Genomic DNA, 19,698 nt, shown 5'->3' on the forward strand with positions numbered 1-19,698 from the left:
AAATAGAAATTTCATTTGCCAGCTAATTTAGAATTAATCTAAATAAAAGTGGGCAAAATAGGAATTATTACCAGAGTATTTTTTTGTACTTGTTTATGCGTTTGTTTGGCTTCTCATGTGTGGTCGCAAGCTTCTCTAAGCGGAGTGATTACGGATGAAAATAATCAAAATCTCCCGGGAGCATTAATTCAACTTAGCGAAAAAAAATATACGACATCGGATCTTTCCGGAAAATACAAAATCGAGAATATTGAGCCGGGTAATTATACGATCTCTGTAAGTTACATGGGATTTCAAACGCTGCAGAAAACCATTACATTTTCTTCCGGAGAAAAGAAGGTTACAAATTTTAGATTAAAGGAAAACTCTCAACAACTCAATACGGTTGTGGTGACTGGGAAGTCATCCGCGGAAGAAAAAAGAGAAGTTGGATATGCGGTTGATGTATTAGAAACCCGAGAGTTGAAGAATATAGTTTCTGACGTGAATCAGGTGATTAAAATGACTCCTGGGATTCACATTAGAGAATCCGGAGGATTAGGTTCTGGTTTTAAATTATCAGTCAACGGTCTTTCAGGAAATCAAATCCGATTTTTTATCGATTATATCCCAATGGAGAATTTTGGTTCTGCGCTAAGCATGAACAATATTCCCGTAAATCTGATAGATAGAGTTGAGGTTTATAAAGGTGTCGTTCCAATTTCTTTAGGAGCAGATGCTTTAGGTGGTGCAATACATATTTTGTCCGGGTATAAGAAAAAGATATTTTTGGATGCATCCTATTCTTATGGCTCCTTTAATACGCATAGAGCATCAGTAAATACTCAGTATACCGACCAAAAGAAAAAGTATTATGTAAAAGCGAGTACCTTTTTTAATCATTCGGACAATGATTATACCATGAAATCGGTTCCGGTATATGATTTAGAGTTAGGGAATAAGATAGATGACATAGAAACCAGAAGATTCCATGATCAATACACTTCAGGAATGGTTTCAGGTGAAATAGGAATATTTGATAAAAAGGTTGCCGATGATTGGTCAGTGAAATTCACCTATGCAGAAAACAAAAACAACTATCAGCATCCGGATAATAATATCTTAAGACCATTTGGGCAATTTCATACCCGAAACAAAACGTTTTTAGCATCGACTCAATACAATAAGCAATTTAAAAAATTACATGTTCGAGGCTATGTTTTAGGAGGGCTTATTCAAGATGATATTATAGACACCAGCACATATAAATACAATTGGGCTGGAGATCGTATTCAAAGATTGCCTAATGATCCTAAAGGCGAAATTATGGAAAGAAGATCTCATTTTATTCAACAGAATAAAGTGATTCGAGGTCAATTGAATTTACAATATGCCATAGATAGTGTACAAACGATTGATGTGAGTATTTCCCAGAACTTTTTAGAACGGTCCGGAGAAGATTTAGTGGATGAGTTAAATCAATCATTTTCTTCACCGAATACGATCTATAAACATATTTATGGCGGAGCTTATACCATTAAAAATAAGCAGAGAACTTTAGAAGGAAGTACATTTATCAAACAGTATGCATACTCTGGGAAAATTGTTGTTCAGGATAATGAAAATAAAGATGTAATTACCAATGTAGATCTAAGTCATACGGGTTACGGAGCAGTGTTTTCCTGGAAACCTAATTTATACTGGACAGTGAAATCTTCTTATGAAAGAGCGTATAGATTTCCTGAGGGCTATGAGATTTTGGGAGATGGAATTTATGTCACCCCAAATCCTGCATTGAAGCCTGAGTCTAGTCACAACATTAATTTAGGAATGAGATTTAAGAAGTATGTCGAAAAATCTCTATGGGTTCAGGAATTGAAATTATTTTTTAGAAAATCTGAAGATTTTATTCGATTTAACCCGATAGGTCCATTTGGTTCTTATGAGAACCTTAGAAATGTAAATACCCTTGGTGCAGAATATGCACTTCAATATACCTACGATGAGTGGATTCAATTCCAGTTGAATGGAACCTATCAACATATTACGGATCAATCCGAATTTGATGAAGGATTACCAAATGCGAACTATCAAAGTAGAATTCCCAATATCCCTTATTTGTTTGGGAATACAAGAATTGGAGTAAGTCCATTTAAATCATGGACACATCGAAAAATCACTTTTTATTATGGAATTAATTATGTCCATGAGTTTTATCTCACCTGGAAGAACTCGGGAAACAGTGCGGATAAAAATATTATTCCAAGACAACTCACACATAATGTGGATATAGAATATGCAATGAAAGATGGAATGTATAATTTGTCTTTAAACGTAAGCAATTTGACGGATGCTTTAGTCTATGACAATTTTAATATTCAAAAGCCTGGACGTGCAGTATATCTAAAGTTCCGAATGTTTTTAGCAAAGAAATAAATCAAAATAAATACAAATAATAATGAGTGATTTAAGACAATGGGCAATTATTGGTGCCGTGATTATTTTAGGATTTTCTTCATGTAAGAAAGATGACGAGCAACCACCTTCGGCTCAGCCTTCATCAGGAATAACAATGTCATTAAAGACAACCGGGGGAGATGAAACAGAGTTTATTGTAAATTCTGATGAAGTGATGACAAAGGACATTACAGCCGTTGGAAATGGTATTGAACAAACCGGATGGAGATTTTATTATCCGGTAGGTAAAACGTTATTCGCATCTGGTTATAGTAATGATAATCAATGTGCAGGATACGCAGATAATGGAAAAGGTGTAGTGGCGAAAAAAGGGGAGTTCATTTTTGAGAATTCATTAGAAATGTTCGGTCATTCTGATGATGATCAAACATTCCTGGCTATGGAAATTCCACGTGCCGGATTTGCCAACAGAAGATTACACTTTATTGATGTAAACTCTGTTTTTGTAAAGAAGATTGTGGGTACAAAAATTTGGGAAAGTACCTCGGATTCATTGGTGGCATGGCCAACAGCTATTGAAGTAAGAGGAGATAAAATGTTTATACCTTTTCATAAAATGGATGCAAAAGGATGGTTTACGACTCCAAGTCCGGATTCAGCATTTATCGCAATTTATGACTATCCAAACGTTGGGGCTGCACCTGTGAAAATTATTAGTGATGCAAGAACATCAAATATTGGTGTAAATGGTGCTACTACAGGTTTAATTGAAACTGAAAATGGTGATCTGTATTCATTCTCTTGTGGCGCTGAAATGGCAGGATTCGCTCCAAAATCAACAAAGCCTTCAGGAATCTTAAGAATTAAAAGTGGATCGACCGATTTTGATGCATCTTACTTTTTTGATGTAGAAGCAGCAACTAACGGTGGGAAATTATTCTGGTTTGATTACGTAGGAGGTAATAAAGCAATTGCCAGAATTTTGATGGATGATAATGGAGGTCCATGGGAAGCTTACGCGAGAAATGTATTTAATCAGAAATTAGTGATTATTGATTTAGTAAGTCAAACCATCACTGATGTGGCTAATGTACCATTACATGCAAAACGTTATTCTTCACCGGTATTGGTAGAAGATGGGAAAACATTTGTAAGTATTGAAACTGCTGCTGATGCATATGTTTATGAAATAGACATTGAAAATGCTACGGGCGAAAAAGGAGCCAAAATTGTTGGTAAAACAATCAAAGGATTTTATAAACTTTAACCACCCTCTGTTGTGTAGTAATGAGGTTCTGTAATCAGGACCTCATTTTTTATTTGGCATATGAATAATTGGATCAGTAGAAATAGAAAACAAATTTTACAAGTACATAAGATACTGGGATTGGTAACAGGAATAGTTGTATTTATTGTATCGATTACCGGGTGTTTATGGGTATTTCAAGAAGAAATAAAAGACCTGACAACAGAAAAAATGGTTATTGAGCCCAATGATAATCCGATTTTAACTGCGACTCAGGCTAAAATGATTGCGCAGGAAACGATTCCTGATAAATCTATTCACGGTGTGTTATATTCTGTTGAAAATGATCCAATAGAAGTTATTTTTTACGAAGCAGAACCCGAATTTTATCAAAGTGTATTTATCCATCCATATAGTTATGAAGTACTACGAGTGGAGGATCATAAATCTGGTTTTTTAGCATTTGTATTGGAAGGGCATATGCGTTTGTGGTTGCCCAAAGCTATTGGTGCCAGATTGGTGCAGTACTCCGTATTATTATTTCTAATTATATTGATAAGTGGTTTGTTCTTGTGGTGGCCAAAGAATAAAAAAGTACTCAAAAAACGTTTGAAATTTGATTGGAAAGAGACCACCAAATGGAGACGGAAGAATTTTGATTTACATTCAGTTGTTGGGTTTTATGTAGGTTCATTGGCATTTGTTTTAGCATTTACTGGATGTGTAATGGCTTTTGACTGGTTTTATTATATCACATATAAAACGACCGGAGGAAGTAAAGACCCTAGATTTGTAATTCCCAACAATAATGTAATAGATGAGAGTAAAACGTATCAGGTAACTTTGGACGACCTGGTTCCAAGATTGAAAAAAGAATATCCGGAAGCAATAAGTTTTGAATTACATTATCCACATAGTGATACTACTTGTGTTTATGTGGAAACAACATATAATCAGGGAATTCATTACAATGTAGATTATCTCTTTTTTGATCAAAATACGCTTGAAGAAATAGAAACGCCTAGTATTTATGGAAAATATCAGAATGCAGGTTTTGCAGATTCCATTATTAGAATGAACTACGATATCCATGTGGGAGAAATAGGAGGAATCTGGGGAAAGATCATTGCATTTCTGGCCAGTTTAATAACAGCTACTTTACCTGTGAGTGGGACCTTATTGTGGTATGGGAAGAAGAAGAAATAAGCGTGAATATATTTTAATAGTTTTTTAATAGTGTTGATTTGAAGGGCTTACATTTGTGACATACAAAAGCCAATGAATCATAAACTTTTATCTTCTCCTTTACAGGGATTTACAGATTATAGATTTCGGAATGCGTTCCATGAAATATTTGGTGGAATCGATACATTTTATGCGCCCTATATTCGATTGTATGGTAAATTGGAAATCAAGAATAGCTACCAAATAGACCTGCAACCTGAAAATAATAGAGTACCTGAATTGATTCCTCAGGTGATGACAAATGATGTTGAGGAGTTTCTTTTGGTGATCCGATATGTTCAAAGTTTAGGTTATAAAGAATTGAATTGGAATTTGGGATGCCCTTATCCCATGGCGACAAAAAAGGGGATGGGTTCAGGATTAATCGCAAACCCGGAACGTATTGATCAGATATTGAGTCGGGCGCATGTGGAAACTGATATTGTAATTTCCATGAAAATGCGAATGGGATATTTAGACCCTAAAGAAATTTTGGATGTATTTCCTATTTTAGAAAAATATCCAATTAAAAATGTAGCCATTCACGCAAGAATAGGGAAACAGCTATACAAAGGAGGCGTTGATTTAGATTCATTTCAAAATTGTGTGGATCAATCACCACATCAATTATATTACAATGGGGATATAACTTCGGTAGATAGATTTAACGAAATGAAGGAAAGGTTTCCTTCTATTCATCATTGGATGATTGGCAGAGGTTTAATTGCTGATCCGTTTTTACCTCAAATGATTAAAAATCAAACAACGCAGTATCCTAACAATAGAGTAGAGTGTTTACGAGAGTTTCATGATACATTGTTTGATCAATATGGGATGTCATTATCTGGCGCAAGTCATTTACTGTCTAAGATGAGAAATTTTTGGGAGTATTATGCGTTGACCTTTGCGAATCCTCAAAAGGCATTCAAGCGAATCAAAAAGGCTAAAAACATAGGCGCATATCGCATAGCGGTAAATGAGAATTTGTTAATTGAAAAGAATGAGGAGATAGTTACTTAATAATTAAATCAAGATCATGGGAAAAAGGATTCCGGAATTAACCAATGAACTCATACGGTTTATTGAGCAACAAAAGATGTTTTTTGTTGGGACGGCAAGAAGTGAAGGAACAGTAAATATTTCTCCGAAAGCGATGGATTCTCTTCGAGTAATTGATAAAAACACTATTGTATGGTTGAATCTGACAGGAAGCGGAAATGAAACGGCAACTCATTTATTAGAGAATGATAGAATGACCATAATGTTTATGGCTTTTGATGGGAAACCATTAATCCTAAGACTTTATGGGAACGCTAAAGCATATCATCCCAGAGATGAAAAATATCAAGAATGTATTTTAATGTTTCCTGATGATCCGGGAGCCAGGCAAATTATCGTAATGCAAGTCAATTTGGTTCAAAGTTCATGTGGTTATGCAGTTCCGTTTATGGAGTTTAAAGAAGATCGAAATATTTTGAAATCGTGGTCGGAAAAACAAGGGCGAGATCGTATCAAAGAATATTGGAAAGAGAAGAATTCCATTAGCCTGGATGGTTTTCATACCGGAATTATTGAATAACATTATTAAATCGTCATATGAAAATTTTAATCGTTGGAATTGGTGGAGTAGGTGGTTTTTTTGGAGGGAAATTGGCCCATAAATATCAGGATAATACAGATGTAGAAATTTTCTTTTTAGCCAGAGGAGCACATTTAAACCAAATTCAGAAGAACGGATTACGTATCAAACATCTGGGTGAAGAGCTTATATGTCACCCGGATAAAGCTTCAGATAATCCAAAGGATTTTGGTAAGGTGGATCTCATTATATACTGCACAAAAGCCTATGGGGTGGAAGCGGTGGCAGAACAACTCGTACCAAATATGCATGCGGGTACCAGAGTTTTGACTTTGCTGAATGGAGTAGATAGCTATGAAAAATTAGTTGACAAATACCCAGACCATAATGTGATTAATGGGTGTGTTTATATTTTATCAAGAATAGAGTCACCAGGAGTTATTGAGAATTTTGGACAGAAACATCAATTGTTTTTTGGGTATGACCATTCTAATATTTCAACATTGAAACCTTTGGAAGAAATATTTCAAAATGCCGGAATTACAGCTAAACTGACGGATTCAATATCAGAAATAACCTGGGCTAAGTTTATTTTCATTTCCGCTGTGGCTACTTCTACTTCATATTATGACATCGCCTTAGGAGAAATTCTGGCTGATCAAGATAAAAGAGCAGTTTTAGTTCAATTGATCAGGGAGGTAAAAGAAGTGGGGCTTAAAAAAGAAATCATCATTGCAGAGGATATTGAAAAAGATATTTTAAATAAACTTGAGAAGCTTCCATTTGAAACAACATCGTCTATGCAAAGAGATTTTAGGCAGCAAAAACAAACAGAAGTGCAGTCCTTGACGGAATATGTGATTTTGGAAGGAGAAAAATTAAATATTGCTACACCAACGTATAAAGAATTATATAAAAGTTTAATAACTCGAACGAAAGAATAAAATGAAAAGATTAAATCGATTAACCTTTATTGGAGCAATCATCATTGGATTGAGTGCTTGTCAGGAAGAAAGTAAAACACCTGCTGTAACACAGGATTCTGATCAGGAAAAAATGGAGAAGATTATGAACGTGGCTCCACAAAAGATTTGGAAAGCTAATATTGAAACCACTCAGGGATTCACAAAAATGTATGAAATGGTTTCCGAATTTTCTGATTTTGAAAATGTAGAAGCGTATACGCAGTTAAAGGAAAATTTAATGGTAGAGTATAAGTTGATCTTTAAAAATTGTACCATGAAAGGAGAAGCACATGAGCGGTTGCATGATTATATCATGCCTTTCAGTGGTTGGTTTAAAGGATTATCGTCTGGAGAATTAGAAACGTGTAAATCTTCTTATGACGCTATAAAACTACAATTGGAAGATTATTCGAATCATTTTGAATAAATCTAAAAATACAAAAAAGGCCGATCATTGATCGGCCTTTTTATTTATATAAACTAGAATTTATCTTTTTGCGTTTCCAGTAGGATTTGTTGCAGAAGCGTTGTTATTCATATTATAAACCGTATGACCCATGGCCCCTGCTGGCACAGGTCCAACTAAAGGTTTTAATAAGAACGGAGCTGCACTGTTGTCTGGTTTAGGTTCTACAGAAATAACTACAGTTTTTCCAGCTAAATCCGTTGGGAAAGTTAAACCGCTTGGCGCATTGATTAGGAAATCTTCCCCTGGAAATGGAGGCCCAGGTGCTACAGTTTCACTATATGGTGCAGAATCATCAGCACCACTAACAGATGTGAATTTTCCTGTGGTTACAGGTTGACCATCAATAACTGCCCATCCTTCATATTCCCATCCAGCTGGTAAAGTAGGTAAGGATAATGTGGCTCCTGGTCCTGCGTTAGGATCTAACCACCAAACTCCACTGTTTTCATTTGTATTCATTCCTCCATCTGTTGGAGTTGCCAATATATAGCCTCCGGTAGCCGAAGTAAAATCATTCCCAATAGCTTTGCTATGTGATACCGTTAAATCAGCAGTATTGCCGCTAAAGTTTCCTCCTAATAAGTGTACATCGCTTGGATTTGGGTCACTGTCTGGTACTGGTTCGATGGTTAATACATATTCAGTTGCACTGTTCAAATTACTGAGTCCAACTGAAAATGATGTCTTAGACATATTACCTGAAGCATCGACATTAAATGTACCTGCAGAAACCGGGCTACCATTCACGATTAACCAGTTTTCATAGGTGTATTTGCTACCTAAATCTTCCAATCCGGAAATATTTAAGACCAGGTCTCCAGAGGTTGGGGTTGTTGATTCATCATCATCTTTTTTACAGCTACTTAATGTAACGAGTCCTGCTACGGCAAGTAATCCAATTGTTTTAAGTGTGTTCATGTTACTACTTTTAGTTTTAAAATGCCTACTTCTTTTTAAAGTCTGTTTTGGCTGATCTCGACTTGCGTACGAAGTAACATGTAGGATATTCCTCTAGATGTCGTAAAGATTACAAATTCGGAAAGGGATACCAGTATAATTAGTGCTTTGTCATTTTTACGACAAATACGTTTGAGTAGAAACGGGCATCATTTTCTTCTCTTTTTTGCTCCGAATGATTTTGGATTATTTCGACTTTCTTTTTTACGCTGAGGGTTTTTTGAAAAACCATTCGCATTGGATTTGGCCTTAAATGATTTTTTCTTTTTACGATGCGTAGATTTAGAACCGTTTGATTTTTTCTCTTGAGGATCGGTCAGAATTTCGTTTGAAATAACTTTATGTTTCTTTTTAGCGGGGAACTTCAATAGTTTCTCCACCAGATCGTGTCGGTCAATTTTAGTCAAATGGTCTCTGATCCACTGATGGTTTTCTTTTTTATACCAAAAGAAAAATCGATGTTGGTTTTTCTTCTCTTTTGGGGTTTTAGCCGTAAATACAGGTTGCAATGTGTATGGATGATACCCCGAGTAATATGCTACCGTAGCTACGGTCATTGGAGTAGGAGTGAAATCCTGAACCTGCTCTAATTGAAAACCTAAATCTTTGGTATCAGCAGCCAGATTAGCCATATCTTCTTCATGACATCCAGGGTGGCTCGAAATGAAATAAGGAACCAGTTGTTGATTGAGGTTATACTTTTTATCGATCTGATCAAATTTCTTTTTAAACTCCTGAAAGTGCTCAAACTTTGGTTTACGCATTAGTTTGAGTGTATGATCAGAACTATGCTCGGGAGCTACTTTCAATCTGCCAGAAACATGTCTGCGTAAAACCTGTTCCATATATGGTTCGAGAGACTTATCGGCCTTTTTGTTATACGATCGTGTGAGTAGGTCGTAACGAATCCCACTTCCAATAAAGGCTTTCTTCACTTTAGGTAAAGCATCTACCTTTTTATAAATCTGGGTCATGGCATCGTGATTCGTATCCAAATTGTCACAAACTACCGGGTGGATACAAGATGGCGCCACACAACGGTCGCAGATTTCTTTCACCTTCCCCTTCAGTTTATACATATTGGCTGAAGGTCCTCCTAAATCCGATATATAGCCTTTGAAGTCTTCCATTTCGGTAACCTGTTCCACTTCCTTTAAAATGGATTTTTCTGAGCGACTGGCAATGAACTTTCCCTGATGTGCCGAAATAGTACAAAAGCTACATCCACCAAAACATCCTCGGTGCATATTGATCGAAAATTTGATCATATCATATGCAGGGATTGGACCTCTGAATTTATACTTCGGATGTGGAAGTCTGGTATAAGGTAAATCAAATGCATGATCCATCTCTTTTTCTGACATAGTATCATACGGAGGATTGATAATCAAATGATCCTGACCAACTTGTTGAACAATACGGTGCGCATTGACTTTATTAGACTCTTGCTCTATAATCTTGAAATTGGCAGCAAACTTTTTCTTGTCTTTTAAGCAAACTTCATGAGATGCTAAAGTTTTATCCTGCCATTTTTTGTTTTTAGGAATCCCTTCAGCAATAGGTTTCATATAAGCTGTTTGCTTCACCATGGTCAATTGGCTAAATGGAACACCTTTGTCCAAAAGCTGTAGAATTTCTCTTAATGGAGCTTCTCCCATTCCATAAACCAATAAATCCGCCCCACTTGACTTTAGGATAGAAGGAACCAATTTATCAGACCAATAATCATAATGCGTTACACGCCTTAAAGAAGCCTCAATTCCACCAATAATTACTGGAACATCCGGATATAACTTTTTCAGGATTTTGGAGTATTCCGAAGCCGCATAATCTGGCCTAAAACCGGATTGTCCTCCAGGAGTATAGGCATCAGTAGAACGTTTACGTAGACCTGCAGTATAATGATTCACCATGGAATCCATACAACCGGCAGTTACACCAAAGAAGTATTTAGGTTTCCCTAGTTTTTTAAATTCATGTAAATCATCACGCCAGTTAGGTTGAGGAATAATTCCAATCTTAAAACCGTAACTTTCAATGATTCGTCCAATGACAGCTGGCCCAAAAGAAGGATGGTCCACATAGGCATCACCTGATATTAAAATCACATCAAGTTCTTCCCAGCCTCGGTTCTTTACCTCTTTCTTTGTGATCGGTAACCAATCAGATAATGGACGATGAATCATGCTGCAAAAGTAGAAGTTTGAAATTTAGTGAGCGTGCGACCTTGCAGATAATAATTTATGGTGCTATTTAAATCATCTATAAAGAAGATTAACTTCTTGGGTGATATTGGATTATGGTATCCAATAAATCGTTTTGATTTAAATGGGTATAGATTTCTGTGGTAGTAATTGATTCATGACCTAGCATGTCTTGTATAGCACGTAAATCCGCACCACGTTGAATCAATTCTGTTGCAAAAGAATGTCGTAAGGTATGTGGACTGATATTTTTATGAATTCCAGCTTTTTCAGCCAATGTTTTGATGATGGTGAAGATCATTACACGGGTTAATTGCTTCCCACGTCTATTCAGAAATAAGAAGTCCTCATGTCCTTTTTGAATCTTGAGATGAATTCGGATTTCGTTCATATAAATCAGAATATGCTTTTTAGCCATTCCCCCAAGGGGTACTAAACGTTGTTTATCTCCCTTTCCGGTAACCCGAATAAAATCATCATTAAAATAGATATTGGAAATCTTGAGATTTACCAGTTCGCTCACGCGTAGGCCACATCCATATAAAACTTCAATGATGGCAATATTACGTTCGCCTTCGGGCTTACTTCTATCAATAGCTGCTAATAATGATTCGACTTCATCATTAGAAAGTGTATCCGGGAGTTTACGACCTGCACGAGCGGTTTCTATTTTATCCGCAGGACTTTGATCAATTTGATCGTCTAATAAAAGGTATTTATAAAATGATTTAATCCCGGAAAGAATTCTGTTTTGAGAGGTAATCGCCAGACCTAAGTCAGTGATATACTTTAAAAAAGAACGGATGTGTTGTGTTTCTACTTTTTTAGGGGAAACACCTGGATGTTCCATTTCCATATATTGCTGTAGCTTAAACATATCTTCAATATACCCTTCAATGGTATTGGGAGATAAAGAACGCTCTATTTTTAGATAAGATCGAAATTCTTGTATGTAGCTATTCCAGGAATTCATGAAGTAAAGAACCCAATTCGGTATTCTTCTGAAAAACAATTTTTAACATATCTGAAAGAACCCTAAAAACATGAAAAACGTAAGTTTTTTTAGACCGTAAATCCATTACGGTGGTGGAATTTAGGTTTGCTTCAAAATTACAAGATATGAATGCACAGATCTTAGAAACAATCAAAAACAATTTCACAGTTTCATTGTTTAAAACTGATGAAGTAGCGGAAAAACAATTTCCAATGACCACAGAAGTGATGGGGCTTTCAGCATTTCAAATGCCAATGATCTACCATCATTTACAAGAAGGGGTAGAATTGTCTTTATACTACAATTATTCAGCAGCTGAATCACATCGAGCAGTTGAGGTTCATTTTAAAGGTTTCAAATTAGGTTACTTGCCATACGCGACTGCCAATCTCATTGAAAAGGTATTGATGCATGGATTTGAACTTAAGGTAAAAGTTGTTTCAGTAGAGAAACAAAAGTACATGCCGATCAGCAGGTTGAACATTCAAATCACTGAAAACTATTTGTATTAATCTCTAAAAACGGAAGTGATGATGTCAATTGAAAAAATAAAAAGAACAGCCAGACAAAAAGCAAAGCCATCTCATATTTCATCTATGGAGTGGGCAAATGCAATGAACTGGAATATTGAAGCATGGAAATGTTACTTTAACGGACAAAAATGGGTACATCAATTTGAAATTTGTTGTCCGGAACAATATGATATGTTGATTGATAAGAAAGGAAAATTCATTTTGCCTCTGGATCAGGTGAGCTTTAGAGATAATGCAATCAATAAATTATGGGTTACACGTTTGCAACATCAAATTGCGGATATGCAAGCCAAAGGGGAGTGGAACGAAGCTTTACAATGGAGAAAGTTATATAATAAAATCCAGTCGTTTCAAAAACCAACACCTAATGAGGATCGTTTCAAAAAGACTAAAACGACCATAAAAGGACATCGTTTAATTCGAATTAAGTCTGCTGCCTAATTCGAATTAAACACTCTTTTAATCTAATAATCCATCTAGTCCGGGAATATTAGGCATATAGCCTTTCATTGCCGTTTTCATTTCTTCCTGATACATCACATCTGCTTTTTCTAAAGCTTGATTTAAAGTGATGATAAGTTCATCTTCAAACTGCTCAGGATCTTCATAAATCTCCGATTGAACTTTTAGATCTATAATCTGTCTATTGCCATTGGCAATTACCTCAATCATTTTACTAGGAGAAGCAGAACGAACATATGCGCTATCCATTCTTTTATTCAACTCGTCTTTTCCCTGATTGATTTTGTTCTTTAAATCACCAAACATTAATTATTGCTTTTAGCTGTGATTAAAATATCCAGAATTTCAATAGCTGCCTTAGAAATGTTGGTTCCAGGACCAAAAATACCTAGTACTCCGGCTTCGTATAAAAATTCGTAATCCTGTTGCGGAATCACTCCACCAGCAATTACCATAATATCTTCACGATCATATTTTTTAAGTTCTGCAATAACCTGAGGAACCAGTGTTTTATGACCAGCAGCCAGAGAAGATACCCCTAAAATATGAACATCATTTTCCACTGCTTGTTTCGCAGCTTCTTCCGGTGTTTGGAATAATGGACCGATATCCACGTCAAATCCAATATCGGCAAATGAAGTAGAAATAACTTTTGCGCCACGATCATGACCATCCTGGCCCATTTTAGCCACCATAATACGTGGTCTACGGCCTGCTAACTCAGCAAATTCATTGGTCTTATCAATAGCGGTTTTAAAATCTTTGTTGTGCATAGCTTCTGAAGAATAAACTCCTTTTACAGATTGAGTTGTTGCTTTAAATCTACCGAATGCGTTTTCCAATGCTAAAGAAATCTCACCCAATGTCGCACGTAAACGCGCAGCATTAACTGCAAGTTCTAATAGATTACCATTTCCAGTATTGGCTGCTTCTTCTAACGCAGATAAAGCTTTTTGACAAGCTTCCTGGTCACGGGACTCTTTAATTGAATTGATACGTTCAATTTGAGATAACCTTACAGCAGTATTATCCACATCTAAGATTTCTAGTTCTTCTGTAGATTCCACCTGAAATTGGTTCACACCTACAATAACATCTTTTCCAGCATCGATTCTGGCTTGTTTTCTTGCGGCAGCTTCTTCAATTCTAAGTTTAGGTAGACCCGTTTCTATTGCTTTAGTCATCCCGCCCAATTCTTCTACTTCTTGAATCAGAGCCCAGGCTTTATTTGCAATTTCTTCGGTCAAATACTCAATGTATTTAGACCCACCCCAAGGATCAACTACATTGGTGATTCCCGTTTCTTCCTGCAAGTAAATTTGTGTATTTCTGGCAATTCTAGCCGAGAAATCCGTAGGTAGTGCAATAGCTTCATCCAATGCATTGGTATGCAAAGACTGCGTACCACCTAATGCAGCCGCTAAAGCCTCTACACAAGTTCTGGTTACATTGTTAAAAGGATCTTGCTCTGTTAAACTCCATCCTGAGGTTTGACAATGCGTTCTCAAAGCCATTGATTTTGGATTCTTTGGATCGAATTGCTTGATCAGTTTTGCCCAGATCAAACGACCCGCACGCATCTTGGCAATCTCCATAAAATGATTCATACCAATCGCCCAGAAAAATGATAATCGTGGAGCAAATTGATCAATATCTAATCCATTTGCTAACCCTGTACGTACATATTCCAAACCATCTGCCAATGTGTAAGCCAACTCAATGTCAGCCGTTGCACCAGCTTCTTGCATGTGATATCCGGATATACTTATGGAATTAAATTTCGGCATATTTTTCGAAGTGTATTGAAAAATATCCGCAATAATTTTCATTGAAGGTGTAGGAGGGTAGATATAGGTATTTCGTACCATAAACTCCTTCAAAATATCATTTTGAATCGTACCGGCTAACTTTTCAGGAGTTACTCCTTGTTCTTCAGCTGCAACAATATAAAAGGCCATGATAGGTAATACCGCACCATTCATAGTCATGGAAACGGACATTTTATCCAATGGAATTTGATCGAATAAAATTTTCATGTCCTCCACAGAGTCAATAGCCACACCTGCTTTTCCAACATCTCCTTCCACACGTTCGTGATCAGAATCGTATCCACGGTGTGTTGCCAAATCAAAAGCTACAGAAAGACCTTTTTGTCCGGCTGCTAAATTTCGTCTGTAAAAGGCATTTGATTCTTCGGCAGTACTGAATCCGGCATACTGTCTAACCGTCCACGGGCGCGAAGCATACATTGTAGAATATGGTCCACGTAGGTATGGAGCCAATCCAGCAACATAACCTTCTTGCATTGCCGGAGACTGAATCTGGTCATTCAAATTTTTCGGAATGTCAATTTGTTCAGGTGCTTTCCATGAGGATGTTTCTGAAACTGACTTATTTGAATTTGAAGCTTTTTGTAAAGCCTCCTTTATATTGATATGTGCAAATGTTTTACGCATAATATTATCTTAAGAATTTTTGATCGCGTCAGATAAACTCAGGTGATTCATCTGATTCTTTTCCTTCTCATCAAATAGGGCTTCTTTATTTTCTGAAGGGTTTGGATATTTATTCACTCCAAGAATTGTGGTTTCCCCTGAAGCCGCTTTTTCCCAGTACTTATCACGTGATTCAGTGACCCAATTGGATATGATGCCTGAATTGAAAGCATTTAAGAACCCGCCATTGTTTTCCACTTCAAGAAATATTTCCCACGATTTTTCTGCAACCTCTACGGTCAGTTGTTCAATGTAATATGAACCTGATGCTATATCGGTTACTTTTCCTGCGAATGCTTCATCACGAATAATCAATTGGGTATTACGTGCCATTCTTTCTGAAAAGTCATTGCTTGGTCTAACTGAAGCATCAAACGGGGTTACCGTTATTGTTTGACAACCACCTAATACAGCCGATAATGCCTGTGTAGAGCTTCTAAGCATATTGTTGTTAATATCCAAAACAGTTTGTGTCCATGTGGAAGTGACACCATGCACTAAAATCGGGTGATCTTGAATACCATATTCCTGAAGTATAATCGCCCACAACGATTTAAATGCTCTGAATTTTGCGATTTCGCCAAAGAAATCAGCCCCAGTTGCAAAAGAGAAACTTACTAAATGAGCTGCCTTTTCCGGAGCTATATTGTGATCAATAAGCTCTGCAAGAATTTCATGAGCCATTGCTAAACTGATCCCAATTTGTTGCAAGTTGGTAGCGCCTTGATTAAAGAAATAAGCCCCATTGATATTGACCATACTCATTTTTGGGAAGTGATCTAAAATCAGTTGTGCGATTTCAATTCGGTTGGCAACATCATTAATTTCATTATAATAGACCTCAAATGTTCCTTCAAATAGAGTCGTATCGTATTGATGTTGTTGTGCCCATTCCAGATAAGATTTAATTTGTGCCAGAGTGGCATTTACAAATCGAATTTCAATATGTTCCGGGATGATATCTTTAAATAGCACATCAAAATTGGTGTCGTCACTGATTTCCAGACTAATGGAATCTACTCCGGCATTTAAAGCTACGAGCATTTTCTCATTTAAAGATTTGTGATCATCACCAGTAAAAAGCTGATTGATCCACCAATTGTCTTTGGTATCCGCGTTTTTGATATTATTAGAGATGAATTGAGCAGTTGAATGGTCAATAGCATCTTCAGAAGTATAATCCGGGCGAATTTTTAAAAAATCGTTATTGACTTTATCTAATGATTCAAGACTTTTTCCTTTAAGATCTACAAGGATTTTTTCACGCCATTCTTGATGAGAACTGGTGTTGAATTCGTTTAAATCAAACTTTTGCATAAACTCCTATATATTCCGCGAATGCGGTATTCAATCTGCGAAAATAAGGATTAGTTCATTATTTGAAACTAAAAACTGAAAGGGTAAATTGCAATTTAATAACAATTGTCGGTGCTGATAAATACTAGAAAAATAGGGGAGAGGAAATTCAGATTATTCTTCTACCGTAATTACAAAAATATCTTCATCACTATTTTTCATCAGATATTTTTCGCGTGCAAATTTTTCCAACTTTTGGTTGTCGTTCAGTAAATTATCTAAATCTGCTTTGGTAGTTTCAATTCTTTCTTCAAAGTATTCTTTTTCAGAGCGAATTTGTTGTAGTTCATTATCTAGTTTGTACAACATAAAAGCATCGTTAGAGTCAAAAAACAACATCCAGACAGTGAACGCTATTAATGTCAATGAATATCTGTTCTTTAGCCATTTCGGCACCTTATCCCAATATGCTTTTAACATGTGGCAAAGTTAATTGGTGTAATGCGGTTATCCGAAATCAATAACGTGATTTATTAACATTGCAGTATGAAATAAGATTATTATTTCATTGAATATCTCACACCAAGAAATCCTCTGATTCCCTGATTCGGTGCATATACATAAGTTGGATCGAAGGTATATCCGTTAGGATTATCTGGTGAATCCACATTTTTATCGAATGGATCTTCCGGACGTAGAATAGAGTATGCCGGAGGAGTGAAATTGAGAAGGTTTTTAACTCCGCCATAGATTTCCCAGCCTCTCTTAAGTGTCTTTGTGATTTGAATGTTTTGGATGCTGTACCAGTCAGAATATTCCGGGCGGAAGTCATTTTCAACAAGAGGTAATTTCATTGGTCCAATAAGGTTTCCGCTATAATCAATTTTTAAATGATGTTTGTAAATATCATAACTTACGCTAAAGGTTCCGGAAAATTTCTCCGTCAGCAATTGTTGTTGACGAACCAATTCACCTTCCTCATTTCTATTCATTTCATATACATCAAGGAAAGTTCCTCCAAATTTGATTTTTAGAGGTACGGTAAAATTTAAAGTGGTATTGAAACTTAAGCCTTGAGATACTGCATATCCATCCAGATTTTCGTAAATAATCTGATCCGGGTTGGTTTCGTAGTCGGGTGTAATTTTATTGGTGAAGTAGGTGTAGAATACGCTGGTGTTGAAGTTGATAAAGCCAAATTTGGTATTGACAAATTTTTGATAATGCACATTGGCATTATATGAGCGTTCTGGATTTAAATCTCCTTTGATAATCACTTCACGCGCCCCAGTTGTTGCAGCATGATCTTCCGTAAATAAATTTACCACGCGGTATCCGGTACCAAAACTTACCCGTAGAGAATTAAGGTCATTGGGTGTCCATTTGTAATTGGCTCTGGGGGTGATAATATTTCCATGTCTTGAATCGTGATCGTATCGAATTCCAAGTAGTAATTTATTCTTCTTGTTAAATGTGATATCGTCCTGTATGAAAACACCTGGTAGATAAAATTTATCCGGAAGATTCGCTGGATTTAGAGAATCAGCCGAATAAGTAGCAGGTGTATTGTCATCATAAAAGGTATACCTAAATGCAGTTCCAACCAATAGGTCATGTTTTTCTTTCACTTTGGTGTTCCAATGCAATTGTGAGAAAGCAATGTTTTGAATGGCTAAATAAGGAGTCGTTCCGTAAACCGAGTTTTGATCATGATGCGAATAAGAAAAGCTCAAGAATAGTTTTTCGGAAGTAGGTAATTGATATTTACCGATAATCTCATATCGAGAAGTATAGATCGATTCACCGTAAATACTATCACCACCTCTAAACTCAGGTGTCCATTGCATTTCACCTCCCCAACGATCTTCATAAACGTATCTTAAACCTAAAGTCGCTACACGATTGTCTTTACGCTGAAGACTCCATTTATTAAAAATTGAGATTCGATCTTGTAAGGTGACATCCGTGAAGTTATCTCCATTGTTGTCAATAGGATTGCTATAGTTGAAATAGTTAACGCCTACCATTGAGCTGGCTTTACCAATTTTGAATTTTGTGGAAATATCTGTATTCACTTCGCCCCAGGTGGTCCCCATGACATCAAATGAAAATTTTGGTGATTTTTCTGGAGATTTTGTTATCACATTGATTAAACCTCCTACAGCTTCAGAGCCAAAAAGGGTAGAGGCCGGACCTTTTACAATTTCCATCCTTTGAATCATGCTGTTTGGAATTCCGTTTAAACCATAAACCGATGCTAACCCACCGACTACTGGCATTCCGTCAATCGTAATCATCGTATATGGACCTTCCATTCCGTTGATGTGTACATCTCCAGTATTACATACGCTGCAATTGATTTGTGGTCGTACGCCATTCACTATTTGTAGGGATTCAAACATGGAGGGAGTGGGATTCTTCATAAAGTATTTAGGGGTGTATACCTCAATTGGAACCGCTGATTGTTTAAGTGAAATTTCTTTTAGTGTACCGGTAACTACCACCTCGTCTAAGCTGGTACCTGTTTTTTGAATACTAAAGTTAAAGGTGTTTGTCCCATTCTTAACTTCAACTTCTTGTTTGAAGGTCTTAAATCCAATAGCACTTACCTGAATCGTATATTTTCCAACAGGAATATTGGTAATATTGAATTTGCCATCTATATCGCAAGCTCCACCATACGAAGTTCCAACTAATCCCACATTAGCGAATGGGACACTTTCGTTTTCACTGGAAACAATCCCGGAAATATTTCCGGTTTGACCCATTACCCAAAATGGAATAAAAAATGAAATAAGTATAAGCTTACGCATCAGATGTTATTAGAATCCTTTTAAATAATGCGCAAATGTATATCAGTTTTTGTAATAAAAAATA

17 protein-coding genes are annotated in these 19,698 nt (G+C 36.4%); 9 read left to right on the forward strand and 8 right to left on the reverse strand.

Annotation, left to right across the window (positions count from 1 at the left end; genetic code table 11):
• Positions 1-48: 48 nt before the first annotated feature.
• The 7 genes from KFE94_15515 (at position 49) to KFE94_15545 (ending at position 7,838) form a co-directional block, all read left to right on the forward strand.
• A complete protein-coding gene (locus KFE94_15515; protein ID UTW66045.1) occupies positions 49-2,415 on the forward strand; it encodes a TonB-dependent receptor in 2,367 nt (788 codons plus the stop codon).
• A gap of 22 nt (positions 2,416-2,437) precedes the next feature.
• A complete protein-coding gene (locus tag KFE94_15520; protein UTW66046.1) occupies positions 2,438-3,664 on the forward strand; it encodes a DUF4374 domain-containing protein in 1,227 nt (408 codons plus the stop codon).
• Between the two features lie 60 nt (positions 3,665-3,724).
• On the forward strand, positions 3,725-4,849 hold the full coding sequence (locus tag KFE94_15525) for a PepSY domain-containing protein (GenBank protein UTW66047.1): 1,125 nt from the start codon (positions 3,725-3,727) through the stop codon (positions 4,847-4,849).
• A 72-nt stretch (positions 4,850-4,921) separates the two neighbouring features.
• Positions 4,922-5,887 carry a tRNA-dihydrouridine synthase family protein gene (locus KFE94_15530; protein UTW66048.1) on the forward strand — a complete coding sequence of 322 codons (966 nt, stop codon included), beginning with the start codon at positions 4,922-4,924 and terminating at the stop codon, positions 5,885-5,887.
• Positions 5,888-5,903: 16 nt separating this feature from the next.
• Complete coding sequence (locus KFE94_15535; protein ID UTW66049.1) at positions 5,904-6,446, forward strand: pyridoxamine 5'-phosphate oxidase family protein; 543 nt, start codon at positions 5,904-5,906, stop codon at positions 6,444-6,446.
• A 17-nt stretch (positions 6,447-6,463) separates the two neighbouring features.
• Positions 6,464-7,390, forward strand: coding sequence for a 2-dehydropantoate 2-reductase (locus KFE94_15540; protein ID UTW66050.1), 927 nt, complete (start codon positions 6,464-6,466; stop codon positions 7,388-7,390).
• Position 7,391: 1 nt separating this feature from the next.
• The gene (locus KFE94_15545) at positions 7,392-7,838 is read left to right on the forward strand and encodes a hypothetical protein (GenBank protein UTW66051.1); all 447 of its coding nucleotides are present in this window, start codon (positions 7,392-7,394) and stop codon (positions 7,836-7,838) included.
• 60 nt (positions 7,839-7,898) lie between these two features.
• Here KFE94_15545 and KFE94_15550 read toward each other — a convergent pair whose 3' ends face one another.
• The 3 genes from KFE94_15550 to xerD form a co-directional block, all read right to left on the reverse strand.
• Positions 7,899-8,798, reverse strand: coding sequence for an anti-sigma factor (locus KFE94_15550; GenBank protein ID UTW66052.1), 900 nt, complete (start codon positions 8,796-8,798; stop codon positions 7,899-7,901).
• 188 nt (positions 8,799-8,986) lie between these two features.
• A complete protein-coding gene (locus KFE94_15555) occupies positions 8,987-11,023 on the reverse strand; it encodes a YgiQ family radical SAM protein (GenBank protein ID UTW66053.1) in 2,037 nt (678 codons plus the stop codon).
• 88 nt (positions 11,024-11,111) lie between these two features.
• The gene (gene xerD / locus KFE94_15560; GenBank protein ID UTW66054.1) at positions 11,112-12,014 is read right to left on the reverse strand and encodes a site-specific tyrosine recombinase XerD; all 903 of its coding nucleotides are present in this window, start codon (positions 12,012-12,014) and stop codon (positions 11,112-11,114) included.
• A 146-nt stretch (positions 12,015-12,160) separates the two neighbouring features.
• Between xerD and KFE94_15565 the strand changes: the two genes are divergently transcribed.
• Entirely contained in the window at positions 12,161-12,547 is a 387-nt protein-coding gene (locus tag KFE94_15565; GenBank protein UTW66055.1) for a hypothetical protein, read from the forward strand.
• Between the two features lie 18 nt (positions 12,548-12,565).
• Positions 12,566-13,009 (forward strand): hypothetical protein, encoded by a 444-nt coding sequence (locus tag KFE94_15570; protein UTW66056.1) that lies wholly within the window; start codon positions 12,566-12,568, stop codon positions 13,007-13,009.
• Positions 13,010-13,027: 18 nt separating this feature from the next.
• On the opposite strand, the gene KFE94_15575 is transcribed toward KFE94_15570, so the two are convergent.
• From KFE94_15575 to KFE94_15595, 5 genes are all read right to left on the reverse strand, one after another.
• The gene (locus KFE94_15575; protein UTW66057.1) at positions 13,028-13,336 is read right to left on the reverse strand and encodes a YbaB/EbfC family nucleoid-associated protein; all 309 of its coding nucleotides are present in this window, start codon (positions 13,334-13,336) and stop codon (positions 13,028-13,030) included.
• Positions 13,336-15,486 carry a methylmalonyl-CoA mutase gene (gene scpA, locus KFE94_15580; protein ID UTW66058.1) on the reverse strand — a complete coding sequence of 717 codons (2,151 nt, stop codon included), beginning with the start codon at positions 15,484-15,486 and terminating at the stop codon, positions 13,336-13,338. Before scpA ends, KFE94_15575 begins: the two co-directional genes overlap by 1 nt.
• Before the next feature lie 9 nt (positions 15,487-15,495).
• Positions 15,496-16,842 carry a hypothetical protein gene (locus KFE94_15585; protein UTW66059.1) on the reverse strand — a complete coding sequence of 449 codons (1,347 nt, stop codon included), beginning with the start codon at positions 16,840-16,842 and terminating at the stop codon, positions 15,496-15,498.
• Between the two features lie 153 nt (positions 16,843-16,995).
• Positions 16,996-17,301: a septum formation initiator family protein gene (locus KFE94_15590; protein ID UTW66060.1), complete on the reverse strand. Its 306-nt coding sequence runs from the start codon at positions 17,299-17,301 to the stop codon at positions 16,996-16,998.
• An 80-nt stretch (positions 17,302-17,381) separates the two neighbouring features.
• Positions 17,382-19,634, reverse strand: coding sequence for a TonB-dependent receptor (locus tag KFE94_15595; GenBank protein ID UTW66061.1), 2,253 nt, complete (start codon positions 19,632-19,634; stop codon positions 17,382-17,384).
• Positions 19,635-19,698 lie beyond the last annotated feature (64 nt).

The sequence above is a fragment of the bacterium SCSIO 12643 genome, assembly GCA_024398135.1.
Taxonomy (GTDB): domain Bacteria; phylum Bacteroidota; class Bacteroidia; order Flavobacteriales_G; family Salibacteraceae; genus CAJXZP01.